Annotated in this window: 16 protein-coding genes; 9 read left to right on the top strand and 7 right to left on the bottom strand. The window is 72.8% G+C overall.

Annotation, left to right across the window (positions count from 1 at the left end):
• Positions 1-97: 97 nt before the first annotated feature.
• On the top strand, positions 98-502 hold the full coding sequence (locus FHU28_RS22060) for a Fur family transcriptional regulator (protein ID WP_184686392.1): 405 nt from the start codon (positions 98-100) through the stop codon (positions 500-502).
• A gap of 124 nt (positions 503-626) precedes the next feature.
• Here the strand turns inward: FHU28_RS22060 and FHU28_RS22055 are convergent, their stop codons facing one another.
• The 3 genes from FHU28_RS22055 to FHU28_RS22045 all read right to left on the bottom strand — a co-directional run bounded on the left by FHU28_RS22055 (position 627) and on the right by FHU28_RS22045 (position 8,023).
• The gene (locus FHU28_RS22055; protein WP_184686391.1) at positions 627-6,086 is read right to left on the bottom strand and encodes an ATP-binding protein; all 5,460 of its coding nucleotides are present in this window, start codon (positions 6,084-6,086) and stop codon (positions 627-629) included.
• Between the two features lie 236 nt (positions 6,087-6,322).
• Positions 6,323-6,553 (bottom strand): DUF2188 domain-containing protein, encoded by a 231-nt coding sequence (locus FHU28_RS22050; RefSeq protein WP_043323386.1) that lies wholly within the window; start codon positions 6,551-6,553, stop codon positions 6,323-6,325.
• Positions 6,554-6,643: 90 nt separating this feature from the next.
• Positions 6,644-8,023 (bottom strand): MBL fold metallo-hydrolase, encoded by a 1,380-nt coding sequence (locus FHU28_RS22045; protein ID WP_184686390.1) that lies wholly within the window; start codon positions 8,021-8,023, stop codon positions 6,644-6,646.
• A 189-nt stretch (positions 8,024-8,212) separates the two neighbouring features.
• Between FHU28_RS22045 and FHU28_RS22040 the strand changes: the two genes are divergently transcribed.
• Positions 8,213-8,863: a class I SAM-dependent methyltransferase gene (locus FHU28_RS22040; RefSeq protein ID WP_184686389.1), complete on the top strand. Its 651-nt coding sequence runs from the start codon at positions 8,213-8,215 to the stop codon at positions 8,861-8,863.
• 12 nt (positions 8,864-8,875) lie between these two features.
• Here FHU28_RS22040 and FHU28_RS22035 read toward each other — a convergent pair whose 3' ends face one another.
• Positions 8,876-10,078 (bottom strand): sugar efflux transporter, encoded by a 1,203-nt coding sequence (locus tag FHU28_RS22035; protein WP_221453263.1) that lies wholly within the window; start codon positions 10,076-10,078, stop codon positions 8,876-8,878.
• A gap of 57 nt (positions 10,079-10,135) precedes the next feature.
• Positions 10,136-11,710, bottom strand: coding sequence for an FMN-binding glutamate synthase family protein (locus tag FHU28_RS22030; RefSeq protein WP_184686388.1), 1,575 nt, complete (start codon positions 11,708-11,710; stop codon positions 10,136-10,138).
• A gap of 40 nt (positions 11,711-11,750) precedes the next feature.
• Here FHU28_RS22030 and FHU28_RS22025 point away from each other — a divergent pair, with 40 nt between their 5' ends.
• The 4 genes from FHU28_RS22025 (at position 11,751) to FHU28_RS22010 (ending at position 14,255) form a co-directional block, all read left to right on the top strand.
• A complete protein-coding gene (locus tag FHU28_RS22025) occupies positions 11,751-12,365 on the top strand; it encodes an RNA polymerase sigma factor (protein WP_184686387.1) in 615 nt (204 codons plus the stop codon).
• Entirely contained in the window at positions 12,358-13,071 is a 714-nt protein-coding gene (locus FHU28_RS22020) for a hypothetical protein (protein ID WP_184686386.1), read from the top strand. Before FHU28_RS22025 ends, FHU28_RS22020 begins: the two co-directional genes overlap by 8 nt.
• A 67-nt stretch (positions 13,072-13,138) precedes the next feature.
• Positions 13,139-13,657, top strand: a complete 519-nt coding sequence (locus FHU28_RS22015; RefSeq protein WP_184686385.1) for a hypothetical protein — start codon at positions 13,139-13,141, stop codon at positions 13,655-13,657.
• A 37-nt stretch (positions 13,658-13,694) separates the two neighbouring features.
• Positions 13,695-14,255: a DUF5872 domain-containing protein gene (locus FHU28_RS22010; protein WP_184686384.1), complete on the top strand. Its 561-nt coding sequence runs from the start codon at positions 13,695-13,697 to the stop codon at positions 14,253-14,255.
• Between the two features lie 73 nt (positions 14,256-14,328).
• On the opposite strand, the gene FHU28_RS22005 is transcribed toward FHU28_RS22010, so the two are convergent.
• Both FHU28_RS22005 and FHU28_RS22000 read right to left on the bottom strand, forming a co-directional pair.
• Positions 14,329-15,522 (bottom strand): endo-1,4-beta-xylanase, encoded by a 1,194-nt coding sequence (locus FHU28_RS22005; RefSeq protein ID WP_184686383.1) that lies wholly within the window; start codon positions 15,520-15,522, stop codon positions 14,329-14,331.
• A gap of 221 nt (positions 15,523-15,743) precedes the next feature.
• Positions 15,744-16,748 carry a LacI family DNA-binding transcriptional regulator gene (locus FHU28_RS22000; protein WP_311773637.1) on the bottom strand — a complete coding sequence of 335 codons (1,005 nt, stop codon included), beginning with the start codon at positions 16,746-16,748 and terminating at the stop codon, positions 15,744-15,746.
• Between the two features lie 135 nt (positions 16,749-16,883).
• On the opposite strand from FHU28_RS22000, the gene FHU28_RS21995 reads away from it, so the two are divergent.
• Genes FHU28_RS21995 through FHU28_RS21985 form a run of 3 tightly spaced genes read left to right on the top strand, consistent with a single transcriptional unit; the run spans position 16,884 to position 20,052 of the window.
• Positions 16,884-18,194, top strand: coding sequence for an ABC transporter substrate-binding protein (locus FHU28_RS21995; protein ID WP_184686382.1), 1,311 nt, complete (start codon positions 16,884-16,886; stop codon positions 18,192-18,194).
• The gene (locus FHU28_RS21990) at positions 18,191-19,189 is read left to right on the top strand and encodes a carbohydrate ABC transporter permease (RefSeq protein WP_184686381.1); all 999 of its coding nucleotides are present in this window, start codon (positions 18,191-18,193) and stop codon (positions 19,187-19,189) included. The genes FHU28_RS21995 and FHU28_RS21990 overlap by 4 nt, the downstream gene beginning before the upstream one ends.
• Positions 19,186-20,052 carry a carbohydrate ABC transporter permease gene (locus FHU28_RS21985; protein WP_174536926.1) on the top strand — a complete coding sequence of 289 codons (867 nt, stop codon included), beginning with the start codon at positions 19,186-19,188 and terminating at the stop codon, positions 20,050-20,052. The genes FHU28_RS21990 and FHU28_RS21985 overlap by 4 nt, the downstream gene beginning before the upstream one ends.
• The last annotated feature ends 17 nt before the right edge of the window (positions 20,053-20,069 follow it).

The raw sequence follows: 20,069 nt of genomic DNA, 5'->3' as shown, positions 1-20,069 counted from the left end.
CGGGGCGCGCGCGGAAGGCATAATGGTTCCGGGTGTCACGTGGCGCGCCGGGCGCGGCCGTGGCCGGAGAGGGCGCCCGGACGAGGGAGGGCGGACGGTGACCCAGGCGACGACCGGGGCGACCCGCAACACCCGCCAGCGCGCCGAGGTGCTGGCGCTGCTACGGGAGCTGGACGGCTTCCACAGCGCGCAGCAGCTGCACCAGATGCTCGTGCAGCGGCAGGCGAAGGTGGGCCTGACAACTGTCTACCGGACGTTGCAGCTGCTGGTGGAGAACGGCGAGATCGACTCGGCGCGGCTGCCCGGCGGCGAGCACCTGTACCGGCGGTGCAGCCAGAGCCGCCATCACCACCACCTGGTCTGCCGCCGCTGCGGCCGGGCCGTGGAGGTGGCCGGGCCGGCCGTGGAGCGCTGGGCCGATCAGGTCGCCGCCCAGCACGGCTTCACCGACGTCGGGCACACGCTGGAAATCTTCGGCACCTGCGACCGCTGCGCCGCCTGACCCGCATCGGGCGAACACGGTTTCCGTTATCAAACACGCGTCTCGCCCCGCCGACAGCAGCGCCGGCGCACGCGAAACGGCGGACGGACCCGAAGGCCCGCCCGCCGCCCCGCAGTGAAACGTGTCAGCGCAGGTGCGCCTCGATCGCCTCGATGACCCGGGGTCGCAGCTCGGCGGCGCGGACCACCGCGTCGACCGAGCCGACCTCGACCGCCCGCTGGATGCTGTGCACCCGGTCGAACTCGGCGGCCACCTCGCCCAGCTTCTCCGCCCGCACCGACGCGCGCAGCTCGTCCAGCTCCGCGCTGAGCGTGGCCCGCCCGGTGCCGGTGGCGGACGCGACCCGGCCCTCCAGCTCGCGTACCCGGGGATCGGCTGCGGTGCGGGCGGCGACCTCACCGGCGAACACCACGGCGGCGGCCGGCGCGCCGCCCAGCACCGAGGCGTACGACCCCTCGATCGCCAGCACTGTCATGTCCGGGTTGAGCGCCTTGGAGAACACCACGAACGCGCCGCCGTGATAGCGCGAGATCACGCAGAACACGATCGGGCCCTGGAAGTTGACGATCGCCCGGCCGATCTCCGCGCCGTACTCCAGTTGCAGCTTGCGCATCGACTCCGGTGAGCCGTCGAAGCCGGACAGGTTCGCCAGCACGACCAGCGGCCGGTTGCCGCTGGCCGCGTTGATCGCCCGCGCGGCCTTCTTCGACGAGCGCGGGAACAGCGTGCCCGCGGTGTAGGTGTCCGGGCCGTCGGTGGGCGGGAAGCCGTGCCGCGGCACCGACCGGGACTCGATGCCGAGCAGGCACACCGGGATGCCGCCGAGGTGCACGTCCTGCACCACAGCCGTCTCCGCGTCGGCCATGCCCGCCCACCGCTCCAGCACCGGGTGGTCCTGGTCCGCGAGGGCCCGCATCACGGTACGGATGTCGAACGGCTTCTTGCGGTCCGGGTTCGCGATGGCGGAGAAGATCTCGCCCACCGTTGCGAAGTCGCTGCCGGCCACCGCGTGCGGGTAGCCGCAGATGTCCCGGTCCACCGGGTCCATGGTGACCGCCCGGCGCGGCGCGTGCTCGCCCGGCACGACGTACGTGTGGTCGTAGTGCGCCATCAGCACGTCCCGCGCGCCCGGCAGGTCCGGCGCCCAGTACTGCGCCTGCCCGTTCGGGCCCATCACCCGGTCGTAGCCGCCGATGCCGAAGTTGTCCTCGGCGGACACGCCGCCGGAGAAGTCGAGCGACTGCTTGCCGGTGAGCACCATTGCCGAGTCGGGCGTCATGACCAGCACGCCCTTGGTGTGCATGAGCATCGTCGCCTCGGCGTTCCAGTACGGCTGGGCGCCGACGTTGATGCCCGCGACCACGATGTTGATCTCGCCGCCGTCCTGGGTGAACTCGACGATCCGCTTCAGCGCCGCGGCGACCCAGTCCATGTTCTCGGTGCCGGAGGTCATCGAGATGCGGGCGCCGGCGCTCAGCGCGTACCACTCCAGCGGCACGCCCATCCGCTGCGCCAGGTCCAGCGCGGCGATCACCCGCCGGCACTCCGGCTCGGACAGCGCGCCCAGCGACTTGGTCGGGTCCCCGAGCAGCACCACCCGGGTCACGCCCTGCGGGTGCCGGGGCGTCGGGGTGGTGACCACGCCGGCCACGATGGCCGCGCTGTTGCGGCCCTTCGGCCGGTCCACCGGCACCAACCGGTGGTCGGCGTCCAGGTCGTGCTCGACGAATTCGCCCAGCAGCCCGGTCAGCTCGTACGGGTAGACGGTGTTGCGGCTGGCCGCCCGCAGCACCTTCAGCCGGTACTCGTCCAGCGGCTCGACCGGCTCGCTCGGCGGCTCACCCATGTCGAGCCGGGCGCGCCCGGTGACGTCGAAGGTGATCCGCACGCCGACCTTGGTCAGCTCGCCGGTACGGCGGTCGCGCTGGCGCGCGATGAACAGGATCTCCTCCAGCTCCGCGCCGACAGTGGTGGGGCGTACCCGCCCGGCGATCAGCTCCATCTCCTCGCGGGTCAGCTCGCTCGGCGGCCACACGTAGATGACGATCCGGTTGGTCGGGAACCGTGCCTTCGACGGCCGCCGCGACTGCGCCCGCCGGATCGAGTCGATGCAGGCCGCCACCGTGTCCTCGGTGGTCGGCAGCGAGACCAGGCGGCCGTCCTGCTCGCGCAGCCCGGTCAGGTCGCGTACCTGCGCGAACGCGACCAGCCGCTGGTCGGACGGGTTCTGCCGGGCCACCGCCTGGAACAGGTAGACCTCCTCGTCCAGCGACGGCAGGCGGGTCAGGTCGAACTCGCGCAGCCGTTCCAGCTGCATCCGCTGCGCGATGTACGGGTGCAGGCCGCGGATCAGGCGCTCCTCGGCCATCCCGTCCTCGCCGGGACGGAACGTGAAGTGGTGGTGCATCACCGCGCCGCCGCGCCCGGCGACGGTGGTGGTGATCCGGCGTACCCCCGCCGGCAGCGGGTGCGCGTTCAGCACGTCGAGCAGCGCGGCGGCGGTGGCGTCGAAGTCCTCGGGCTGGTTCTCCCAGGACAGGTAGACGTCCGCGTCGACGGCGTCGCGGTCCCCGGCCACCTCGGCCAGCCCGCGCAGCGCGTCGCCGAGCGCGTCGAACCGCACCGCGGCGGACACGACGCTCGACCCGTCCCGCCCGGCCACCACGAACGTGCAGCCACCGGCGGTACGGGTGCTGACCTCGTTGAGCGCCTTGTTGCCGTAGTACCGGCGGGTCAGCACCTCCAGCATCGTCGCGTTGTCCAGGTCGTCGCGAACCAGGCGCTGCCCGAGCAGCCGGACCAGCGGCTCGGTGCTGCGTACCATCTCGGCGACCCGCTCGGCGCGGTCCGGCGCGTCCGGGTGCGCGTCGAGGTGCCGCAGGTTCGCGCGGACCCGCGCGTAGACCCGGGCCCGGTTGCGGCGCAGCAGCGGCTGGGCGAACCAGGCGAACACCACGCCCCGGGCCAGGTCGGCGACGACCGGGAAGCGCACCTGGGTGGCCGCGACGAGGCGCTCCAGGGTGAGGCCGGCGGGCTCGCGCAGCGCCTCGTCCGGCGGCGGCTCGCGCAGCCACGAGCGCAGCAGCGCGGCGATCACCGTGGCGTCCGCGGCGGCCCGCTGCTGGGCCAGGAAGATCCGGAAGACCGCGGCCTCCAGTTCGGGGGAGCGGTCCAGCTCGGTGACGCCGTAGTGGGCGAGCGCCTTCGCCAGCCGGGCCTGGAACGACTCCGGGGAACCGGCCCGCTCGACGTCGAGGCTCTGCAGGTAGGTGTGGAAGTACTCGCGGGCGCTGTGCACGTGCCCGGCCGGCCCGTCGTCGCCGGGGCGGTTGCGGCTCAGCTCGGCCAGGTCGGCGAAGACGCCGACCAGCTCCAGCTCCTCGGCCAGCGGCCGGTGTCCCGCCTCGGTGGCGGAGCGCCGCGCGTCCAGGTAGTCGTCGAGCACCCGGCGCTCGTCGTGCGGGTCGACGTCGTAGCCGAGCAGCAGCGCGCACAGGTCCTCCTGGCCGCGCTCGGCCCGGGACCGCGCCGGCACGTCCGCCGGGGGCACGGGCAGGTCCAGCTCGACGGCGGGACCCGCCGGGTCGTCGGCCGCCTCGGCGCCGGACTCCGCGAGCGGCTCCAGGCGCAGCAGCGGCGCGCCCGCCTCCACCTGGGTGCCGACCTGCACCGACGACTCCTTGAGGCGGGCCCGGAACGGCGCGCGCAGCACCGTCTCCATCTTCATCGCCTCCAGCACCAGCACCGGCGCGCCGGCCTCGACCTCCGCGCCGACCTGAAGCGGCGTGGCGACCACCAGCGCCGGCATGGGGGAGCGCACCACGCCGCCCTCGTCGCGGCTGATCCGGTGCGTCACGCCGTCCACCTCGACCAGGTGCACCGGGCCGTGGGTGTCGGTGAGCAGGCGGAACCGGGCGCCGTTGACGGCGATCTGGCCGGTGTGCCGGTCGAAGCGGTCCAGCTCGACGTCGGCGGTGCGCACGTCGCCTGCGGCCTCGACGCCGACCCGGAACCGGTGTGCGCCGACCCGGGCCACCCGCATCCGGTAGGTCACGCCGCGCAGCTTCAGGTCCAGCGGCCGGCCGCTGCGGTGCTGCACCTGCGGGCGTCCACCGGCAGCGGTGGACAGCAGCCGCTGCCGTTCGGCGGTCTCGTCCTCCTCGTACGCCTCGATCGCGGCGGCGGCGAGCGCGACGGCGGAGTGCCGGTGCGTGATCAGCCGGCCCTCGCCGCGTACCCGGTCGATCCAGCCGGTGTCCGCGCTGGCGTCGATGACCTCGGGCTGGTCGAGCAGGTCGAGCACGAAGCTCTTGTTCGTGGCGCCGCCGGCGATGACCACTGTGGTGTTCGCCATCGCCCGGCGCAGGCGCCCCAGCGCCTCGTCCCGGTCCCGGCCGTACGCGATGATCTTGGCGATCATGGAGTCGAAGTCGGCCGGGATGGTGTCGCCCTCGCTGACCCCGGTGTCCACCCGGACACCCGGCCCGGCGGGCAGGTCCAGCCGGGTGATCCGCCCGGGGGAGGGCGCGAAGTCGCGGTCCGGGTCCTCGGCGTTGAGCCGCGCCTCGATCGCGTGCCCGCGCTCGACCGGCGGCTCACCGGTGAGCCGGCCGCCACCGGCCACGTGCAGCTGCGCCTTGACCAGGTCGAACCCGGTGGTCGCCTCGGTGATCGGGTGCTCGACCTGGAGGCGCGTGTTCACTTCCAGGAAGGCGAACAGCCGGTCGCCCGGGTGGTAGAGGAACTCGACAGTCGCCGCGCCCCGGTAGCCGACCGACACCGCCAGGCGCTCCGCCGACGTCTTCAGCTCCGCCGCCTGCTCCGGGGCGAGCACCGGCGACGCGGACTCCTCGATCACCTTCTGGTTGCGCCGCTGGACCGAGCAGTCCCGTACCCCGAGCGCCCAGGCGGTGCCCTGACCGTCGGCGATCACCTGCACCTCGACGTGCCGGGCGCCGGTGACCAGGCGCTCCAGGAACACCACGCCGCTGCCGAACGCCCGCGCCGCCTCCTGGCTGGTGCGCTCGTAGGCGTCGGCCAGCTCGGCGTCGCTGCGGATCACCCGGATGCCGCGCCCGCCGCCACCCGCCGTCGCCTTGAGCATCAGCGGGTAGCCGATCGAGGCCGCCGCGCGCAGCGCGTCCTCCAGGCTCTCCACCGCGCCGCGGCTCCACGGCGCGACCGGCACGCCGACCTCCTCGGCGATCAGCTTCGCGCCGATCTTGTCGCCGAGTTTGCGCATGGCGTCCGGGCTGGGCCCGACGAACGTCACGCCGATCTTCTCGCACAGCTCGGCGAACGCGGGGTCCTCGGCCACGAAGCCCCAGCCCACCCAGGCGGCGTCCGCGCCGGTCTCCACCAGCGCGCGCTCCAGCGCCTTGAGATCGAGGTACGGGCGGGCGGACGCGGGGCCCAGGTCGTAGGCGACGTCCGCCTCGCGGACGAAGGTGGCGGTACGGTCGACGTCGGTGTAGAGCGCGACGGTCTCGATCCGGGTGCCGGTCTCCGCGGCCAGTTCCCGGACCGCGTGGATGAGCCGCATCGCGGCCTCACCACGGTTGACGATGGCGACACGGCTGAACACGTGACCGTCCCCTTCGGTAGACCCACGGTGGCGCGCCGGGCGCGGCGATGCCCCCGGCTTGCCTCACCCTTCCGCCTGTGCGCGGGCGGCGCCATGTCGTAACGGCCGAAGCCTGAGCGGGAGCCGTTGTAGGAACCGAACAAAACTTTTTAGCCAGCCACTCACTACCCGCCGGTACGCGCTACGGCGCCGGACCCGTTGCGGGTCCGGCGCCGTGACGTGCCTGCGGTGCGGGCTCAGCCCGGGATGTCCCGTGGGTCGCGCTCGCGGGGGTACGTGTTCTTCTCGCCGATGGTGCCGTCCTGCTTCTTGATGACGTGCTCGGTGCCGCGCTCGACCGCCATCTCCCGGCCGGCCGCCTCCGCCTCCGCCTTGGTGTCGTGGCGGCTGCTCGCGCGCTCGTTGCCCTCCGGGCGGTTCTTCCACTGCCCGTCCTGCTGGTAGGTGTCGATGTCGCCCTTCGCCATGCCGTCAGCTCCCTGGGTCGCGTGACTGATGACAAATGTCTGCCCATGCGAGGGGAGTGCTAATCCTGGCGGCCGGGCCGGACCTGTGCCTCACGCGGCGGCGTGCAGGCCCTGCCAGGCGCCGTACCCGCCGAGCAGGTCGGACACGTCGGCGTGACCGGCGGCGCGCAGCAGGCTGGCGGCGACCGAGGACCGGTAGCCGCCGGCGCAGTGCACGACGACGGGCCGGCCGGCGGGCACCTCGCCGAGGCGGTGGGTCAGCTCGGCCAGCGGGATGTGCCGGGAGCCGTGCACCGCGCCCTGCTCCCGCTCACCGGCGTTGCGGACGTCGAGCACCACCGGCGCGTCCGGACGCTCCAGTGCCGCGCGCAGCTCGGTGGCGGTGACCCGGCTGGCCCGGGTCATCTCGGCGACCATCTCCAGGAAGGCCGTCTCCGGCTCGCGCAGGTAGCCGATCACCCGGTCGAAGCCGATCCGGGCGAGGCGGACGACGATCTCCTCCTCCCGGTCCTGCGGGGCCACCACGAGCACCGGCCGGTCGGGCGCGACCACGCTGCCGGCGGTCTCGGCGAACCGGCCGTCGGCCGGGACGTTGAGCGCGCCGCGCAGGTGCCCGGTCGCGTACTCCTGCGGGTCGCGGGCGTCGACCACGACGGCGCCGTCGGCCCGGGCGGCCAGGAACTCGGCCGGGGTGAGCGGGCGGGCCGGCCGGGCGTTGTCGAACAGCTCCCGCGCCTTGCGGTTGAGCACCGCGTCGAAGGCGAAGTAGCCGGGCGCGGCCGGCTGCCCGCCGGTGACCAGGGCGAGGAAACGCTCCTCGCTCATCGGCGCGCAGGCGTAGTTGGTGCGGCGCTGCTCGCCGATGGTGGACTGCCGTTCGGTGGACAGGTTCTTGCCGCAGGCCGAGCCGGCGCCGTGTGCGGGGAAGACGCGCACCTCGTCGGGCAGGCCCATCAGCTTGCGCTGCACGCTGTCGTAGAGCATGCGGCCGAGTTCCTCGGCGGTCACGCCGAACGAGGCGAGCAGGTCGGGGCGGCCGACGTCGCCGATGAACAGCGCGTCGCCGGTCAGCACGCCGTACGGGACCGGGTCGTCGGCGCGCTCGTAGACCAGGACGCTGATCGACTCCGGCGTGTGACCCGGGGTCTCCATGATCTCCAGGGTCACGTCGCCGAGGCTGATCCGTTCGCCGTCGGCGAGCTTGCGGCTCGGGTACTCGGTCTCGGCCCGGCTCCCGTAGCCGATCCACGCGCCGGTCGCGGCGGCCACCTCGAGGTGCCCGGCGAGGAAGTCGGCGTGGAAGTGGGTGTTGACGACGCCCTCGATCGTCAGGCCGTGCGCCTTCGCGTCGGTGAGGTACTCGTCGATGTCCCGGCGAGGGTCGACGAGCACGGCCCGGCCGGTGCGGTCGTCCGCGATCAGGTACGAGGCCTGGGACAGGCAGTCGAGGTAGTACTGGGTGAACAGCATGGGACGCACTCCTTCGCGCAGTGATGTCGGGCGATACGACAACTGTAGCGCATACCCCCGGGGGTATATTCCGACACGGTTGCCGCCCGGCGTATTTGCCGGAACGGCAAGGTTCCTTGCTGCCGAGCGGGTGGCGGCGCACGATGGTGGGGCCCGGGCGGGGAGACGCCCGGCGGCGAGGAGGCGGACATGACGGGGCACCACCACGAACACCCGGCGGCGGACACCGACCCGGCCCGGTTCTGGGACGAGCGGTACGGCCAGCGGGACCGGATCTGGAGCGGCCGGGTGAACCCGGTCCTGGCCGAGGTGGCCGGCACGCTGCCCCCGGGCACCGTGCTCGACCTGGGCAGCGGCGAGGGCGGCGACGCGGTGTGGCTGGCGTCGCAGGGGTGGCGGGTCACCGCCGTGGACATCTCATCCGTCGCGCTGGACCGGCTCGCCGTGGAGGCCGGGCGGGCCGGGGTGGCCGACCGGATCACCACCGTCCGGCACGACCTCACCCAGGGCTTCCCGCCCGGCCGGTACGACCTGGTGTCCGCGCAGTTCTTCCAGTCGCCGCTCGTCCTGCCCCGGGAGAAGGTGCTGCCCCCGGCCGCCGAGGCGGTCGCGCCCGGCGGCCGGCTGCTCGTCGTCGAGCACGGCGCGCCGCCGCCGTGGGCCGGACCCGACACCGGCCACCACCGGTTCGCCGAACCGGAGGAGATCCTGGCCGCGATGGACCTCGACCCGGACGGCTGGGACACCGAGCGGCTGGGCGCGGCGCGTCGGACCGCCACCGGCCCGGACGGCCAGACCGGCGAGCTGATCGACCACGTGGTGCTGGTGCGGCGCCGCTGACCGCCGCGCCGGTCAGGCCCGCGCGGCCGGCCGGGTCAGCAGCAGCACCAGCAGCCCGGTCGCGCACAGCGCGGTGCTCATGCCGTACGCCCACCGGTAGCCGACCTGCGCGGAGAGCCCGAGCAGCGGCCCGGCGAGCATGGCGCCGATCGGGAACGTGTTGGTGAACAGCGTGGTGGCCCGGCCCGGCTCGCCCGGCAGCAGATCCTGCACGTAGGCGATGCCGACGCCGGACACCGCGGCGATGAACAGCGCGTTCACCGGCTGCGCGAGCAGCAGGAACGGCACGCTCGGCGCCAGCGCGGCGCTCGCGTAGTAGGCGACCCCGCAGGCGCCTCCGGCCAGGATCAGCGGCCGCAGCCGGACCCGCGCGGTCAGCGCGCCCAGCCCGAGGATCAGCGGGATCTCCAGCGCCGCGCACAGGCCCAGCACCAGCCCGGCGCGGGAGGGGTCGTCGTTCAGTTCGGTGTCGATGAACAGCGGCATCGCCTGCACGCCGACCGTCAGCGGGCACTGGAGCAGCACGAACGTGAGCGCCGTCAGCGCCAGCCGCAGCCGGGACGCGCCGGGCGGGCCGGGTGCCGAGCCGTCCGGATCGGCCGCGACCGGCCGCGCCGGCAGCGGCAGCTCCTCCAGCCGGAGCGCGGCCACCAGCGCGGCCAGCGCGTACATGACGGCGGCCATGCCGTAGACCAGGCGGAAGCCGCCGACGTCGAGCAGCACCGCGGCCAGCGCCGGCCCGGCCACCCAGGCCAGCGAGAACACGGTACGCATGAGGCTGACGCCGAACGCGGCCCGCGCCGGATCGTCCCTGTCGAACAGCGCCCGGGTGTACGCGAACGACTGCGGGAACAGCGAGTTCGCCAGTGCCGTGGCGGTCGCGGTCAGCCCCAGCAGGATCCAGTAGTCGCGGACGTACGCGGTCAGGCCCGCGCCCACCACGCCGGCCAGCGCGGCGCCGACCAGCAGCGCGCGCCGGATCGGCCGGCGGTCCGACAGCCGGCCGATCAGCGCGGAGGCGACCACCCCGGACAGCGGGGCGACGACCAGGAACACTGTCACCCGTATCGGACTGGCGTGGACCTCGCGGTCGAGGAACAGCGACAGGAACGGCAGCACCACGGCGGTGGACAGGCCGACGGTCAGGAACACCACACCCAGCGGGAGCAGCCGGAATCGGCCGGCACGCACCGCCGGCGTGGTGTCCACAGCCATGCGGCGGACTGTACGCGGCGGCGGTGCGGCGGCCGACCGGATTTCCCGCGGTCCGGGTCAGCCGACGGCGGTGGGGGAGGGCGGCGCGCTGCCGCCCTGCGGCGCCTCGGCCGTCATCAGCCGGACGATCTGCGCCCGGTCGGCTGCCGACGGCATCCCCCACTCCGGCCGGTAGCCGAACGCCCGGTCCAGCGGGATCGACGAGGTCCGGCCGTCGAGGATCTCGACCGCGTCGGTGCCGATCAGTCCGGGGTGCTCGACGCCGCACGCCTCGGCCACCTTGACCAGGTCGCGGCGCAGCGTACGGATGTAGTTCGCGGCCCGCACCGACTTGCGGGCCGGGTCGAGGCCCCGGGCCAGCCAGGCGTTCTGTGTCGCGACGCCGGTCGGGCAGGTGTCGGTGTGGCACTTCTGCGCCTGGATGCAGCCGATCGCCAGCATCGCCTCCCGCCCGACGTTGACCATGTCGGCGCCGAGCGCGAACGCCACCACCGCGTTGTCCGGCAGCCCCAGCTTGCCGGCGCCGACGAACACCACCTGCTCGTGCAGGTCGCGTTCGGCGAACGTCCGGTAGACCCGGGAGAAGCCCTGCTGGAACGGCAGCGAGACCGAGTCGCTGAAGATCAGCGGCGCGGCGCCGGTGCCGCCCTCGCCGCCGTCGACGGTCACGAAGTCCACGCCGCGCCCGGTGTCGCGCATCAGCGTGGTCAGCTCCTCCCAGAACTCCAGGTCGCCGACCGCGGACTTGATGCCGACCGGCAGGCCGGTCTCGGCGGCGAGCAGCTCCACCCAGTCCAGGAGGCTGTCGCAGTCGGAGAACTCGGCGTGCCGGGACGGGCTGACGCAGTCGCGTCCGGCCGGGATGCCCCGGGTGGCGGCGATCTCGGCGGAGACCTTCGCCGCCGGCAGCAGGCCGCCCAGGCTCGGTTTGGCACCCTGGCTGAGCTTGATCTCCAGCGCCCGTACCGGCTCGGCCGCGACGAGGTCCTTGAGCCGCTCCAGGCTGAACCGGCCGCGCTCGTCCCGGCAGCCGAAGTACGCGGTGCCGAGCTGGAAGACCAGCTCACCGCCGTTGCGGTGGTACGGCGACAGCCCGCCCTCACCGGTGTTGTGCAGGCAGCCGGCCAGCGCGGCGCCCCGGTTGAGCGCCTCCACCGCGTTGCCGGACAGCGAGCCGAAGCTCATCCCGGAGATGTTCACCACCGACTCGGGGCGGAACGCCCGCGCCCGGCCGCGCGCCGCGCCGAGCACCTTGGCGCAGGGCAGCGTCACGTCGTGCCCGGCGGTCGGCGTCGACGGTGGCACCGCCCGGCCGAACGTGCGGTGCTTGATGATCGGATAGCCGGAGGTGTGCTCGATGTCGTTGTCGGTGCCGAAACCGAAGTAGTTGTTCTCCTGCTTGGCCGAGGCGTACACCCAGCGTCGCTGGTCGCGGGTGAACGGCCGCTCCTCGTCGTTGCCGGCCACGATGTACTGCCGCAGCTCCGGACCGATCGACTCGATCAGGTACCGGGCCCGGCCCAGCACCGGGAAGTTGCGGCGCAGCGCGTGGTCGCGTTGCAGCAGGTCCCGCGCCGCCAGCGCGGCGACGGCGGCGACGGCTGCGGGTACGGCTCTTCTCGCCCAGCTCATCCCGCCACTCTTTCCGGCACGGTCACCGGTCAAACGCCTGATGGAACCCGGCCGCCGCAGGCGGTGTCATGGAAGCGGACCGACGGCGGAGGTTGCCCTGGACGACGACGAGCTCGTCACCCGCGTACGCGCCGGCGACCGGGAGGCGTACGACACCCTGGTCGCCCGGCACTCCGCGTCGGCGTACCGGACGGCGGTGCTGCTGGGCGCCGGGCCGGACGCCGAGGACGTGGTGCAGGAGGCGTTCGTCAAGGCGTACCGGAAACTGTCCCGCTACCGGGCCGAGGCGTCGTTCCGGTCCTGGCTGCTCGCGATCGTCGCCAACGAGACCCGGAACCTGCACCGGACGCGCAGCCGGCGCGACGGCCTGGTGTTGCGCGCGGCGGCGGCGGCGGACCCGGTCGGGGCGAGCGGCGTCGACGACGGGCTGGACGCGGTGCTGGCGGCCGAGCGCCGGGCCGCGCTGGTGGGGGCGCTGCGGCGGCTGCCCGCCCGCGACCGCGAGGCGATCGTCTGCCGCTACCTGCTTGACCTCGGCGAGGACGAGACGGCCACGGTGCTGGGGCTGCCCCGGGGCACTGTGAAGTCGCGGACCCACCGGGCGCTGGCGAAGCTGCGTGCCCTGCTGGACCGGGAGGTGGCGCGCCGTGGATGACCTGGAGCGGGAGCTGCGTGACCTGACCGGCTGGCTGGAGCCGGCGCGGACGCCGGACGTCACCGCGCGGGTCCGGGCCCGGCTGGACGCGCCGGTGCCGCGCCGTCGTCGGCGGTACGTGCTGGCCGCCGCGCTCGCCGCGCTGCTCGTGGCGGCGCTGCCGCCGGGCCGGGCCGCGCTCGCCGACGCGGTGACCGGGCTGCTGCGGTTCTCCGGCGTCGTCGTCGACTCCGCGCCCGCCCCGCCGCTGCCCGGCACGCCGTCGCCGCTGCCCGCGCAGCGTCACGTCGCCCTGGCCGAGGCGCAACGCCAGGTCCGCTTCCCGATCCGGGCGCCGTCCCGCCTCGGCGTGCCGGAACGGGTCCTGGTGGCCGACCCGGACGGCACCGGCGGCCACCGGGTCGCCAGCCTGCTCTACCGGGGCGGCACGGTGCGGCTGGACGCGTTCGACGGCTCGCTCGACATCGTGTTCCACAAGCGGACCGCCGGTGCGGACGTGACGCTCACCCAGGTCGGCGGCGAGTTCGCGGTCTGGGTCGGCGGGCCGCACGCGCTGGCGTACGTGGACCGGTCGGGGACGGAACGGGTGGCGACCGCGCGGTTGTCCGCCGCCACGCTGATCTGGGAGCGGGCCGGGGTGAGCTACCGGCTGGAGGGCGACCTGACCCGCGAGCAGGCGCTGGACGTCGCGTCCTCACTGGAGTGAGCGCGGCGGAACCTCGGCGCGCCGGGCGGTGTCGGAGATGACGAGAGTCGTCGACGGGGGAGGGCGGATGTCCGTTCCGAGAAGAGTTCTGCTGGCGCCGGTCCTGCTGCTGGCCGGTTGCACCGGCCCGGTCACGGTCCCGGCCACCACGCAGACCACGGTCCCGGCCGCCGGGCCGTCCGTGCTGGCGGCGTGCGCCGAACGGGTGGAGACCGGCCGGCTGCCGGACTGGGCGGACGCCGGGTTCACCGGCGACACGAGCATGCGGCACGTCTTCGGCGCCCGGGGCGAGATCGTGGCGATCCTGTTCGCGTACCCGCTCGTGCACGACCGCGGTGACGGCGCGAACAACAAGATCCTCTGGGTGGCCCGCCCCGAGGCCGGCCGGTCCGAACCGGCGCCACGGACGCCTCTGGTGATCACCGCGACGCAGGACGGGACGGGCGCCCCGGTCGTCCGCGAGGTGGACGGCGGGCCCGGGCCGTCCATCGTCGATTTGCCGGCCGCCGGGTGCTGGCGGCTGCGGCTGGACTGGTCGGGCCGCACCGACACGATGGATCTGGTCTACCGGCCGGCGTCCGGCTGACCGGCATGGCCGCCGCCGGTGCGGGTAACGCTGCGTCATGGCGAAGTACACCGAGCCGGAGCTGCGGGAGCGCCTCAAGGCCGAGATCCGCGCCTCCGACAAGGGCGGACGGCCGGGGCAGTGGTCGGCCCGCAAGTCGCAGCTGCTGACGAACGAGTACAAGAAGGCCGGCGGGGGATTCGAGGGCCCGAAGGACGCACGGCAGCGCTCCCTGCAACGCTGGGGCGGCGAGCAGTGGCAGACCCGCAGCGGTGACGCGCGCGCCCGCAACGGCGGCGAGACCCGTCGTTACCTGCCCAAACAGGCGTGGGAGGAGTTGTCGGAGTCCGAGCGGCGCGACACCGACACCCGCAAGCGTCGCGCGTCGCGCTCCGGCCGCCAGTACGTGCCGAACACCGGCCCGGCCAAGCGGGCCCGCCGGGACGCCACCGCCGCCGAGCAGCTCGACGAGTTGCCGGTGACCGAGGCGGTCAAGCTGATCCGCGACCTCGACACCCGCCAGCTCGACGCGGCGCTGCGCCGGGAACGGCGCGGCAAGGCCCGCAAGACGCTCATCGGGCGGCTGGAGTCGGAACTGGGCCGCCGCCGCGCGGCGTGAGCGCGGACCGGCCGCGCCACCACAGGCGGCGGGGCCGGTCACCGGACTGGCCCCGCCGTGGTGCACCAGTCGCCTAACGGCGCGGATGCTGGGGGATGCGCGGGAGCACGTAGGGCGGACCGGAGAAGATCAGGTCGGCCTTGAGCTCGTGGTAGGCGAGCTTGGGCTGGTAGTTCTCGTCGTACACGGTGGCCAGGCCCTCCGGCGGGTCGGAGAACGCGCCGGGCACCCAGGAGTGCTTGTCGGTGAAGCCCCAGAGGGTGAACGACAGGCAGTGCCGCTCGGCCAGGCAGGCCTGCATCAGCACGCTGAAGTTCGCCGCGGACGCCTGCAGGCGCGGGTTGATCTCCGCGGAGTCGCCGGCTTCCACCCCGTCGGTGATCTGGCTGCGCACGTCCACCTCGGTGAGCGCCGTCGCCAGCCCGAGCCCGGCGAACTTGCGCAGGGCCGCGACCACCTGGAGCGTGCTGAAGTTGCCGTACTGGGTGCCCAGGTGGCCCTGTGCGCCCACGCCGTCGATCGGCACGCCCTTGGCCCGCAGCTCACGGACCATGTTGTAGACGAACTGCGTCTTGTCGTCGGCCGGGTTGCCGGAGCCGAACGCCTCGATGTTGTAGTCGTTGTAGAACAGCAGCGCCTTCGGGTCGGCGGCGCGGGCCCAGCGGAACGCGTCGGCGAGGTAGCCGGGCCCGAGGTTCTGCGCCCAGAACCCCTTGTAGTGCAGGGTGGACGGGGTGTCCCAGGGGTCGCTGACCGCCTCGTTCACCACGTCCCACTGCCAGATCTTGCCCTTGAAGTGGGTGACCACGGCGGTGATGTGGTTGCGCAGGATCTGGCGCAGCTCGGCCTTGCTGATCGAGCCGTCCGCGACGCCGCTGGTCAGCCACGCCGGCAGCTGGTTGTGCCAGACCAGCACGTGACCGCGGACCCGCTGGTTGTTCTTGCGGGCGAACTCGATCAGCTCGTCGGCCGGGCCCCAGTTGTAGGTGCCCCGGGTGGGCTCCAGGCTCTCCCACTTCATCACGTTCTCGGCGGTGACGGTGGAGAACTCGGACGCGGTGATCTGGCGGTACTGCGGTTCGGTGGCGTCGTTGAGCGCGGCCATGTCCACCGCGGTGCCCACGTACAGGCCGTGGCGCTTGGCCAGTTCGCGCAGGCTCTGCGCGGCCGGGTCGTACGGGCGCCCCGCCGTCGCGGGGACGACGTTGAGGGCGGTGGCGGTCACGACGGCGACCGCGCCGGCGGCGAGCCAGCGTCTCAGCTTCATCTCGTTCCTTCCGGGAGGTGCGCTCGGCCCGAGGGCCGGCGGTGGCGGTGCCGGGGCTGCCGCGGCGTGGAACGGAGCGGCGGGTGCCCGGGCGGGCGGTGCGGCTTCCGAAAACTTCCGGAGAATCTTCCGGAAGTAGCCCGAAACCTTACGGACCTCGATAGCCGCCCGTCAATCACCGTTCGGGAAGGAGCGCCCGGCCGGGCCGGACGCGGGGCGCGTCAGCGCAGGGGCCGGCAGGAGGCCCGGACGACCAGCTCGGTGGGGAGCTGGATGTGGGTGTCCCGCTCGACGCCGGCGATCAGGTCGATCAGCAGCCGCAGGGACTCGGCGCCCATGCGTTGCAGCGGCTGCCGGATCGTGGTGAGTGGAGGGTCGACGAGCGCCGACTCGGGGATGTTGTCGAAGCCGATGAGCGACAGGTCGTCCGGTACGCGCAGGCCGAGGCCGCGGGCGACGTCCAGGGTGGAGATCGCCGACAGGTCGTTGCCGGCGAAGATCGCGGTCGGCCGGTCGGGGAGCGCGAGCAGCTCGGCGGCCGTGCTGGCGGCGGTCTCGGCGCGGAAGCCGCCCACCCGCACGAGCCGCTCGTCCACCGGCGCGCCCGCGTCGGCCATCGCCTTGCGGAACCCGGCCTCGCGCAGGCGGGCCGACTCCAGGTCGGGGCGGCCGCTGATGTGCGCGATCCGGCGGTGGCCCAGCGACAGCAGGTGGTCGGTGGCCAGCACGGCGCCGGCGAAGTTGTCGGAGTCCACAGTGGGCAGGCCGGACGGGCCGGTGTGCGGGTCGACGGCCACCACGTGGAAGCCGTGCTTGGTCTCGACCACCGTCGGCGTCACGATCACCGCGCCGTCGATGAGCGTGCCGGAGAGCCGCGCCAGCGAGCGCCGCTCCCACCCGATGGCCGCGCCCTCGCCGTCCCCGCTGGAGTAGGCGAGCAGTTGGTAGCCGCTGCCGGCGACCTCGCGGGACGCGCCCTTGAGCAGCTCGGTGGAGAACGGCTCGAACTCGGCGACCAGGATGCCCAGCACGTTCGTGCGGTGGCTGCGCAGGCTCTGCGCCCCCAGGCTCGCCTCGTAGCCGAGTTCGTGGATCACCTGCTGGACGCGCTCGACGGTGGCCTGTGCGACGCCGTACCGGCCATTGACAACCTTCGATACAGTCGCCACCGAGACGCCGGCCGTACGTGCCACGTCCGACATCTTGACGCGCTGCGGGAACACCACGCCGACGATGATAGAGGGCCCTTCCCGGTGGATCGAAGACGATGTCGAAAACGTTATCGATACCGATTGACTTCACGTTACGGCCCTGTAAAACTCCCCGGCAGGTAACCCGGCTAAGTGGTCGAGGAGACATCTATGGCGATGAAGCGCCGTGCTGGTGCCGTCCTGGCACTGTTTGTGACAAGCGCTCTGCTGGCCTCCGCGTGCACCAGCGGTGGCGACGACGAGAAGGCCGCCGAGAGCGAGCTGTTCAAGAACCCGGTGACGCTGACCTGGTGGCACAACGCCTCGCAGGACGGCCCCGGCAAGACGTACTGGGAGAAGGTCGCGAAGGACTTCTCCGCGGCCCACCCGACGGTCAAGATCGAGATCGAGGCGATCGAGACGAACCAACTCCAGCGCACCCGGCTGCCCGCCGCGCTGCTGAGCAACGACCCGCCGGACATCTTCCAGGCGTGGGGCGGCGGCGAGATGCGCGAGCAGGTCGAGGCCGACTACCTCAAGGACATCACCGACCAGGTGAAGAGCGAGGTGGCCGACATCGGCAGCGCCTCGGAGATCTGGCAGGTGGAGGGCAAGCAGTACGGCCTGCCGTTCCGGATGGGCATCGAGGGCATCTGGTACAACAAGGACATGTTCGCGAGGGCGGGCATCTCGGCGCCGCCGACCACCTTCGAGGAACTCAACGCCGCTGTCACCAAGCTCAAGGCCATCAACGTCGTCCCGATCGCCCTGGGCGCCGGTGACAAGTGGCCGGCCGCGCACTGGTGGTACAACTTCGCGCTGCGGGCCTGCTCGGTCGACACGCTGAAGAAGGCGACAAAGGACCGGACCTTCGACGACCCGTGTTTCGTCAAGGCCGGTCAGGACCTGAAGGCCTTCATCGACACCAAGCCGTTCCAGAACAACTTCATCGCCACGCCGGGCCAGAACGACCCGACCAGCGCGAACGGTATGCTCGCCAACGGCAAGGCCGCGATGGAGCTGATGGGCGACTGGAACCGCGGCACCCTGGACACCGTCGCCACGGACAAGGCGGCCCTGGGCAAGTTCCTCGGCTGGTTCCCGGTGCCGGCGATCTCCGGCTCCGCCGGTGACCCGAAGGCGGCCCTCGGCGGCGGCGACGGCTTCGCCTGCTCGAAGAACGCCCCGGCCGAGTGCGTCGAGTTCCTCAAGTACATCGTCAGCCCCGAGGTGCAGAAGGGCTACGCCGCCACCGGCACCGGCCTGCCGGTCGCCAAGGGCGCTGCCGACGGCGTCACCGACCCGGCGCTGAAGTCCATCCTGGAGTCCACCGCGTCGGCCACCTACGTGCAGCTCTGGCTGGACACGGCCTTCGGCAGCACCGTCGGCACCGCGATGAACGACGCGATCGTCGCGATCTTCGCCGGCAACGGGACACCTGAGAAGGTTGTCTCGGCCATGAAGGCGGCCGCAAGCAAGTGACGTCCGCATCGCAGACCCGTACGCCCGCCGGCGGCGCTCTCGCGCCGCCGGCGGGCCTCCGGCCCGGCGCACGAGCCGCCTCACGCCGCGCCGAGACCCGCCGCAAGTGGTACGAGATCATCGGGCTGACCACGCCGGCGGTCCTCATCTACGTGCTGTTCGTGCTGGTGCCGATGGGCTTCGCGTTCTACTACAGCCTGTTCCGCTGGCGCGGGGTCGGGCCGCCCACCGAGTACGTCGGCTTCCGTAACTACACGCTCGCGTTCCAGGACCCGATCTTCCTCGACGCGCTGCGCAACAACGCCATCATCGTCTTCGGGTCGCTGCTCATCCAGGCTCCCGTCGCGCTCGGCATCGCCCTGCTGCTCAACCGCCGCTTCCGCGGGCGCTCCGCGTTCCGCCTCCTGGTCTTCGTGCCGTACGTGCTCGCCGAGGTCACCGTCGGCATCATGTGGAAGCTGATCCTGACCGACGGCGGCACGCTCGACGCGCTGCTGCGGTCGGTGGGGCTGGGCGGGCTGGTGCAGGCGTGGCTGGCCGACCTCGACGTGGTCATCTGGACCCTGCTGTTCGTCCTCACCTGGAAGTACGTCGGCTTCGCCATCATCCTGCTGCTCGCCGGCCTGTCGAACGTGCCGCCCGAGCTGAACGAGGCCGCCGAGATCGACGGCGCGAGCTGGTGGCAGATCCAGCGTCACGTCACGTTGCCGCTGCTCGGCCCCACCATCCGGATCTGGATGTTCCTGTCGATGATCGGCTCGTTGCAGGTCTTCGACATGGTCTGGGTGACCTCCGTGCCCGCGGTGCGGTCGCTCGGCGCCTCGGCCACCATGGCGACGTACATGGTGGACAACGGCTTCTTCGCCCGGCTGTGGGGCTACGGCAACGCCGTCGCCGTGATCCTGTTCGCCATCTCGTTCGTGGCGGCGCTGCTGTTCCAGCGGTTCCTGCTCAGCCGTGACATCGAGGGCGCCATCACCCGGAAGGGGAAGTGACAGTGGCCGTGAACTCCGCACCCGCCCCCTCGGCCGGGCGCCGCCCGGTGCAGTGGAGCTCGCCGCTGACGTACGCGATCGCGCTCGCGGTCGCGGCCGTGTCGATCGCCCCGGTCGTCTACGTCATCGTCGGTGGCTTCCGAACCACGCCGCAGATCGTGAACGATCCCGCCGGCCTGCCCGACCCGTGGGTCTGGGACAACTACTACCGGGTGCTGACGCAGAGCGACTTCTGGCGGCAGGCGTTCAACAGCGCGGTGATCGCTCTCGGCACCACGCTCGGCGTGGTGGTGCTCGGCATGGCCGCCGCGTTCGTGCTCGCCCGGTACTCGTTCCGGGGACGTGAGTGGCTCTACACCTTCTTCACGCTCGGTCTGCTCTTCCCGGCCGGGGCGGCGATCCTGCCGCTCTACCTCCTGCTGCGTGACCTGAGCCTGATCAACTCCTACTACGCGGTGATCCTCCCGCAGGTGGCGTTCTCGCTGCCGCTCACCATCGTCATCCTGCGGCCGTTCCTGTCGGCCATCCCGCGGGAGCTGGAGGACGCGGCCGCCATCGACGGCGCCGGCCGGCTCGGCTTCCTCTGGCGGATCGTGCTGCCGCTGTCGCGGCCCGCGATCGTCACCGTCGGCATCCTCGCGTTCGTGGCGAGCTGGAACGCGTTCCTCCTGCCGCTGCTCGTCCTCGGGGACGTCAACCTGCACACCCTGCCGCTGGGCGTGCAGAACTTCTCCAGCCAGTACACCACCGACACCGCCGGCGTCCTCGCCTTCACGTCGCTGGCGATGTTGCCGGCGCTGCTGTTCTTCACCCTGGCGGAGAAGCAGATCGTCGGGGGCCTCCAGGGCGCGGTCAAGGGCTGAGCGGCAGCGGTACCAGC

Source organism: Micromonospora echinospora, from assembly GCF_014203425.1.
GTDB classification, from domain to species: domain Bacteria; phylum Actinomycetota; class Actinomycetes; order Mycobacteriales; family Micromonosporaceae; genus Micromonospora; species Micromonospora echinospora_A.
The sequence above is the reverse complement of the archived record's forward strand: the minus strand, read 5'-3'. Positions and strand labels throughout refer to the sequence as shown.

Excerpts from the sequence above, each read along its gene's own strand:
- FHU28_RS22045 (WP_184686390.1), bottom strand. The coding sequence starts at position 8,023 with ATGCTGTTCACCCAGTACTACCTCGACTGCCTGTCCCAGGCCTCGTAC.
- FHU28_RS21995 (WP_184686382.1), top strand. The coding sequence starts at position 16,884 with ATGGCGATGAAGCGCCGTGCTGGTGCCGTCCTGGCACTGTTTGTGACA.
- FHU28_RS22010 (WP_184686384.1), top strand. The coding sequence starts at position 13,695 with ATGGCGAAGTACACCGAGCCGGAGCTGCGGGAGCGCCTCAAGGCCGAG.
- FHU28_RS22050 (WP_043323386.1), bottom strand. The coding sequence starts at position 6,553 with ATGGCGAAGGGCGACATCGACACCTACCAGCAGGACGGGCAGTGGAAG.
- FHU28_RS22040 (WP_184686389.1), top strand. The coding sequence starts at position 8,213 with ATGACGGGGCACCACCACGAACACCCGGCGGCGGACACCGACCCGGCC.
- FHU28_RS22030 (WP_184686388.1), bottom strand. The coding sequence starts at position 11,710 with ATGAGCTGGGCGAGAAGAGCCGTACCCGCAGCCGTCGCCGCCGTCGCC.
- FHU28_RS22015 (WP_184686385.1), top strand. The coding sequence starts at position 13,139 with ATGTCCGTTCCGAGAAGAGTTCTGCTGGCGCCGGTCCTGCTGCTGGCC.
- FHU28_RS22005 (WP_184686383.1), bottom strand. The coding sequence starts at position 15,522 with ATGAAGCTGAGACGCTGGCTCGCCGCCGGCGCGGTCGCCGTCGTGACC.
- FHU28_RS22035 (WP_221453263.1), bottom strand. The coding sequence starts at position 10,078 with ATGGCTGTGGACACCACGCCGGCGGTGCGTGCCGGCCGATTCCGGCTG.
- FHU28_RS22025 (WP_184686387.1), top strand. The coding sequence starts at position 11,751 with ATGGAACCCGGCCGCCGCAGGCGGTGTCATGGAAGCGGACCGACGGCG.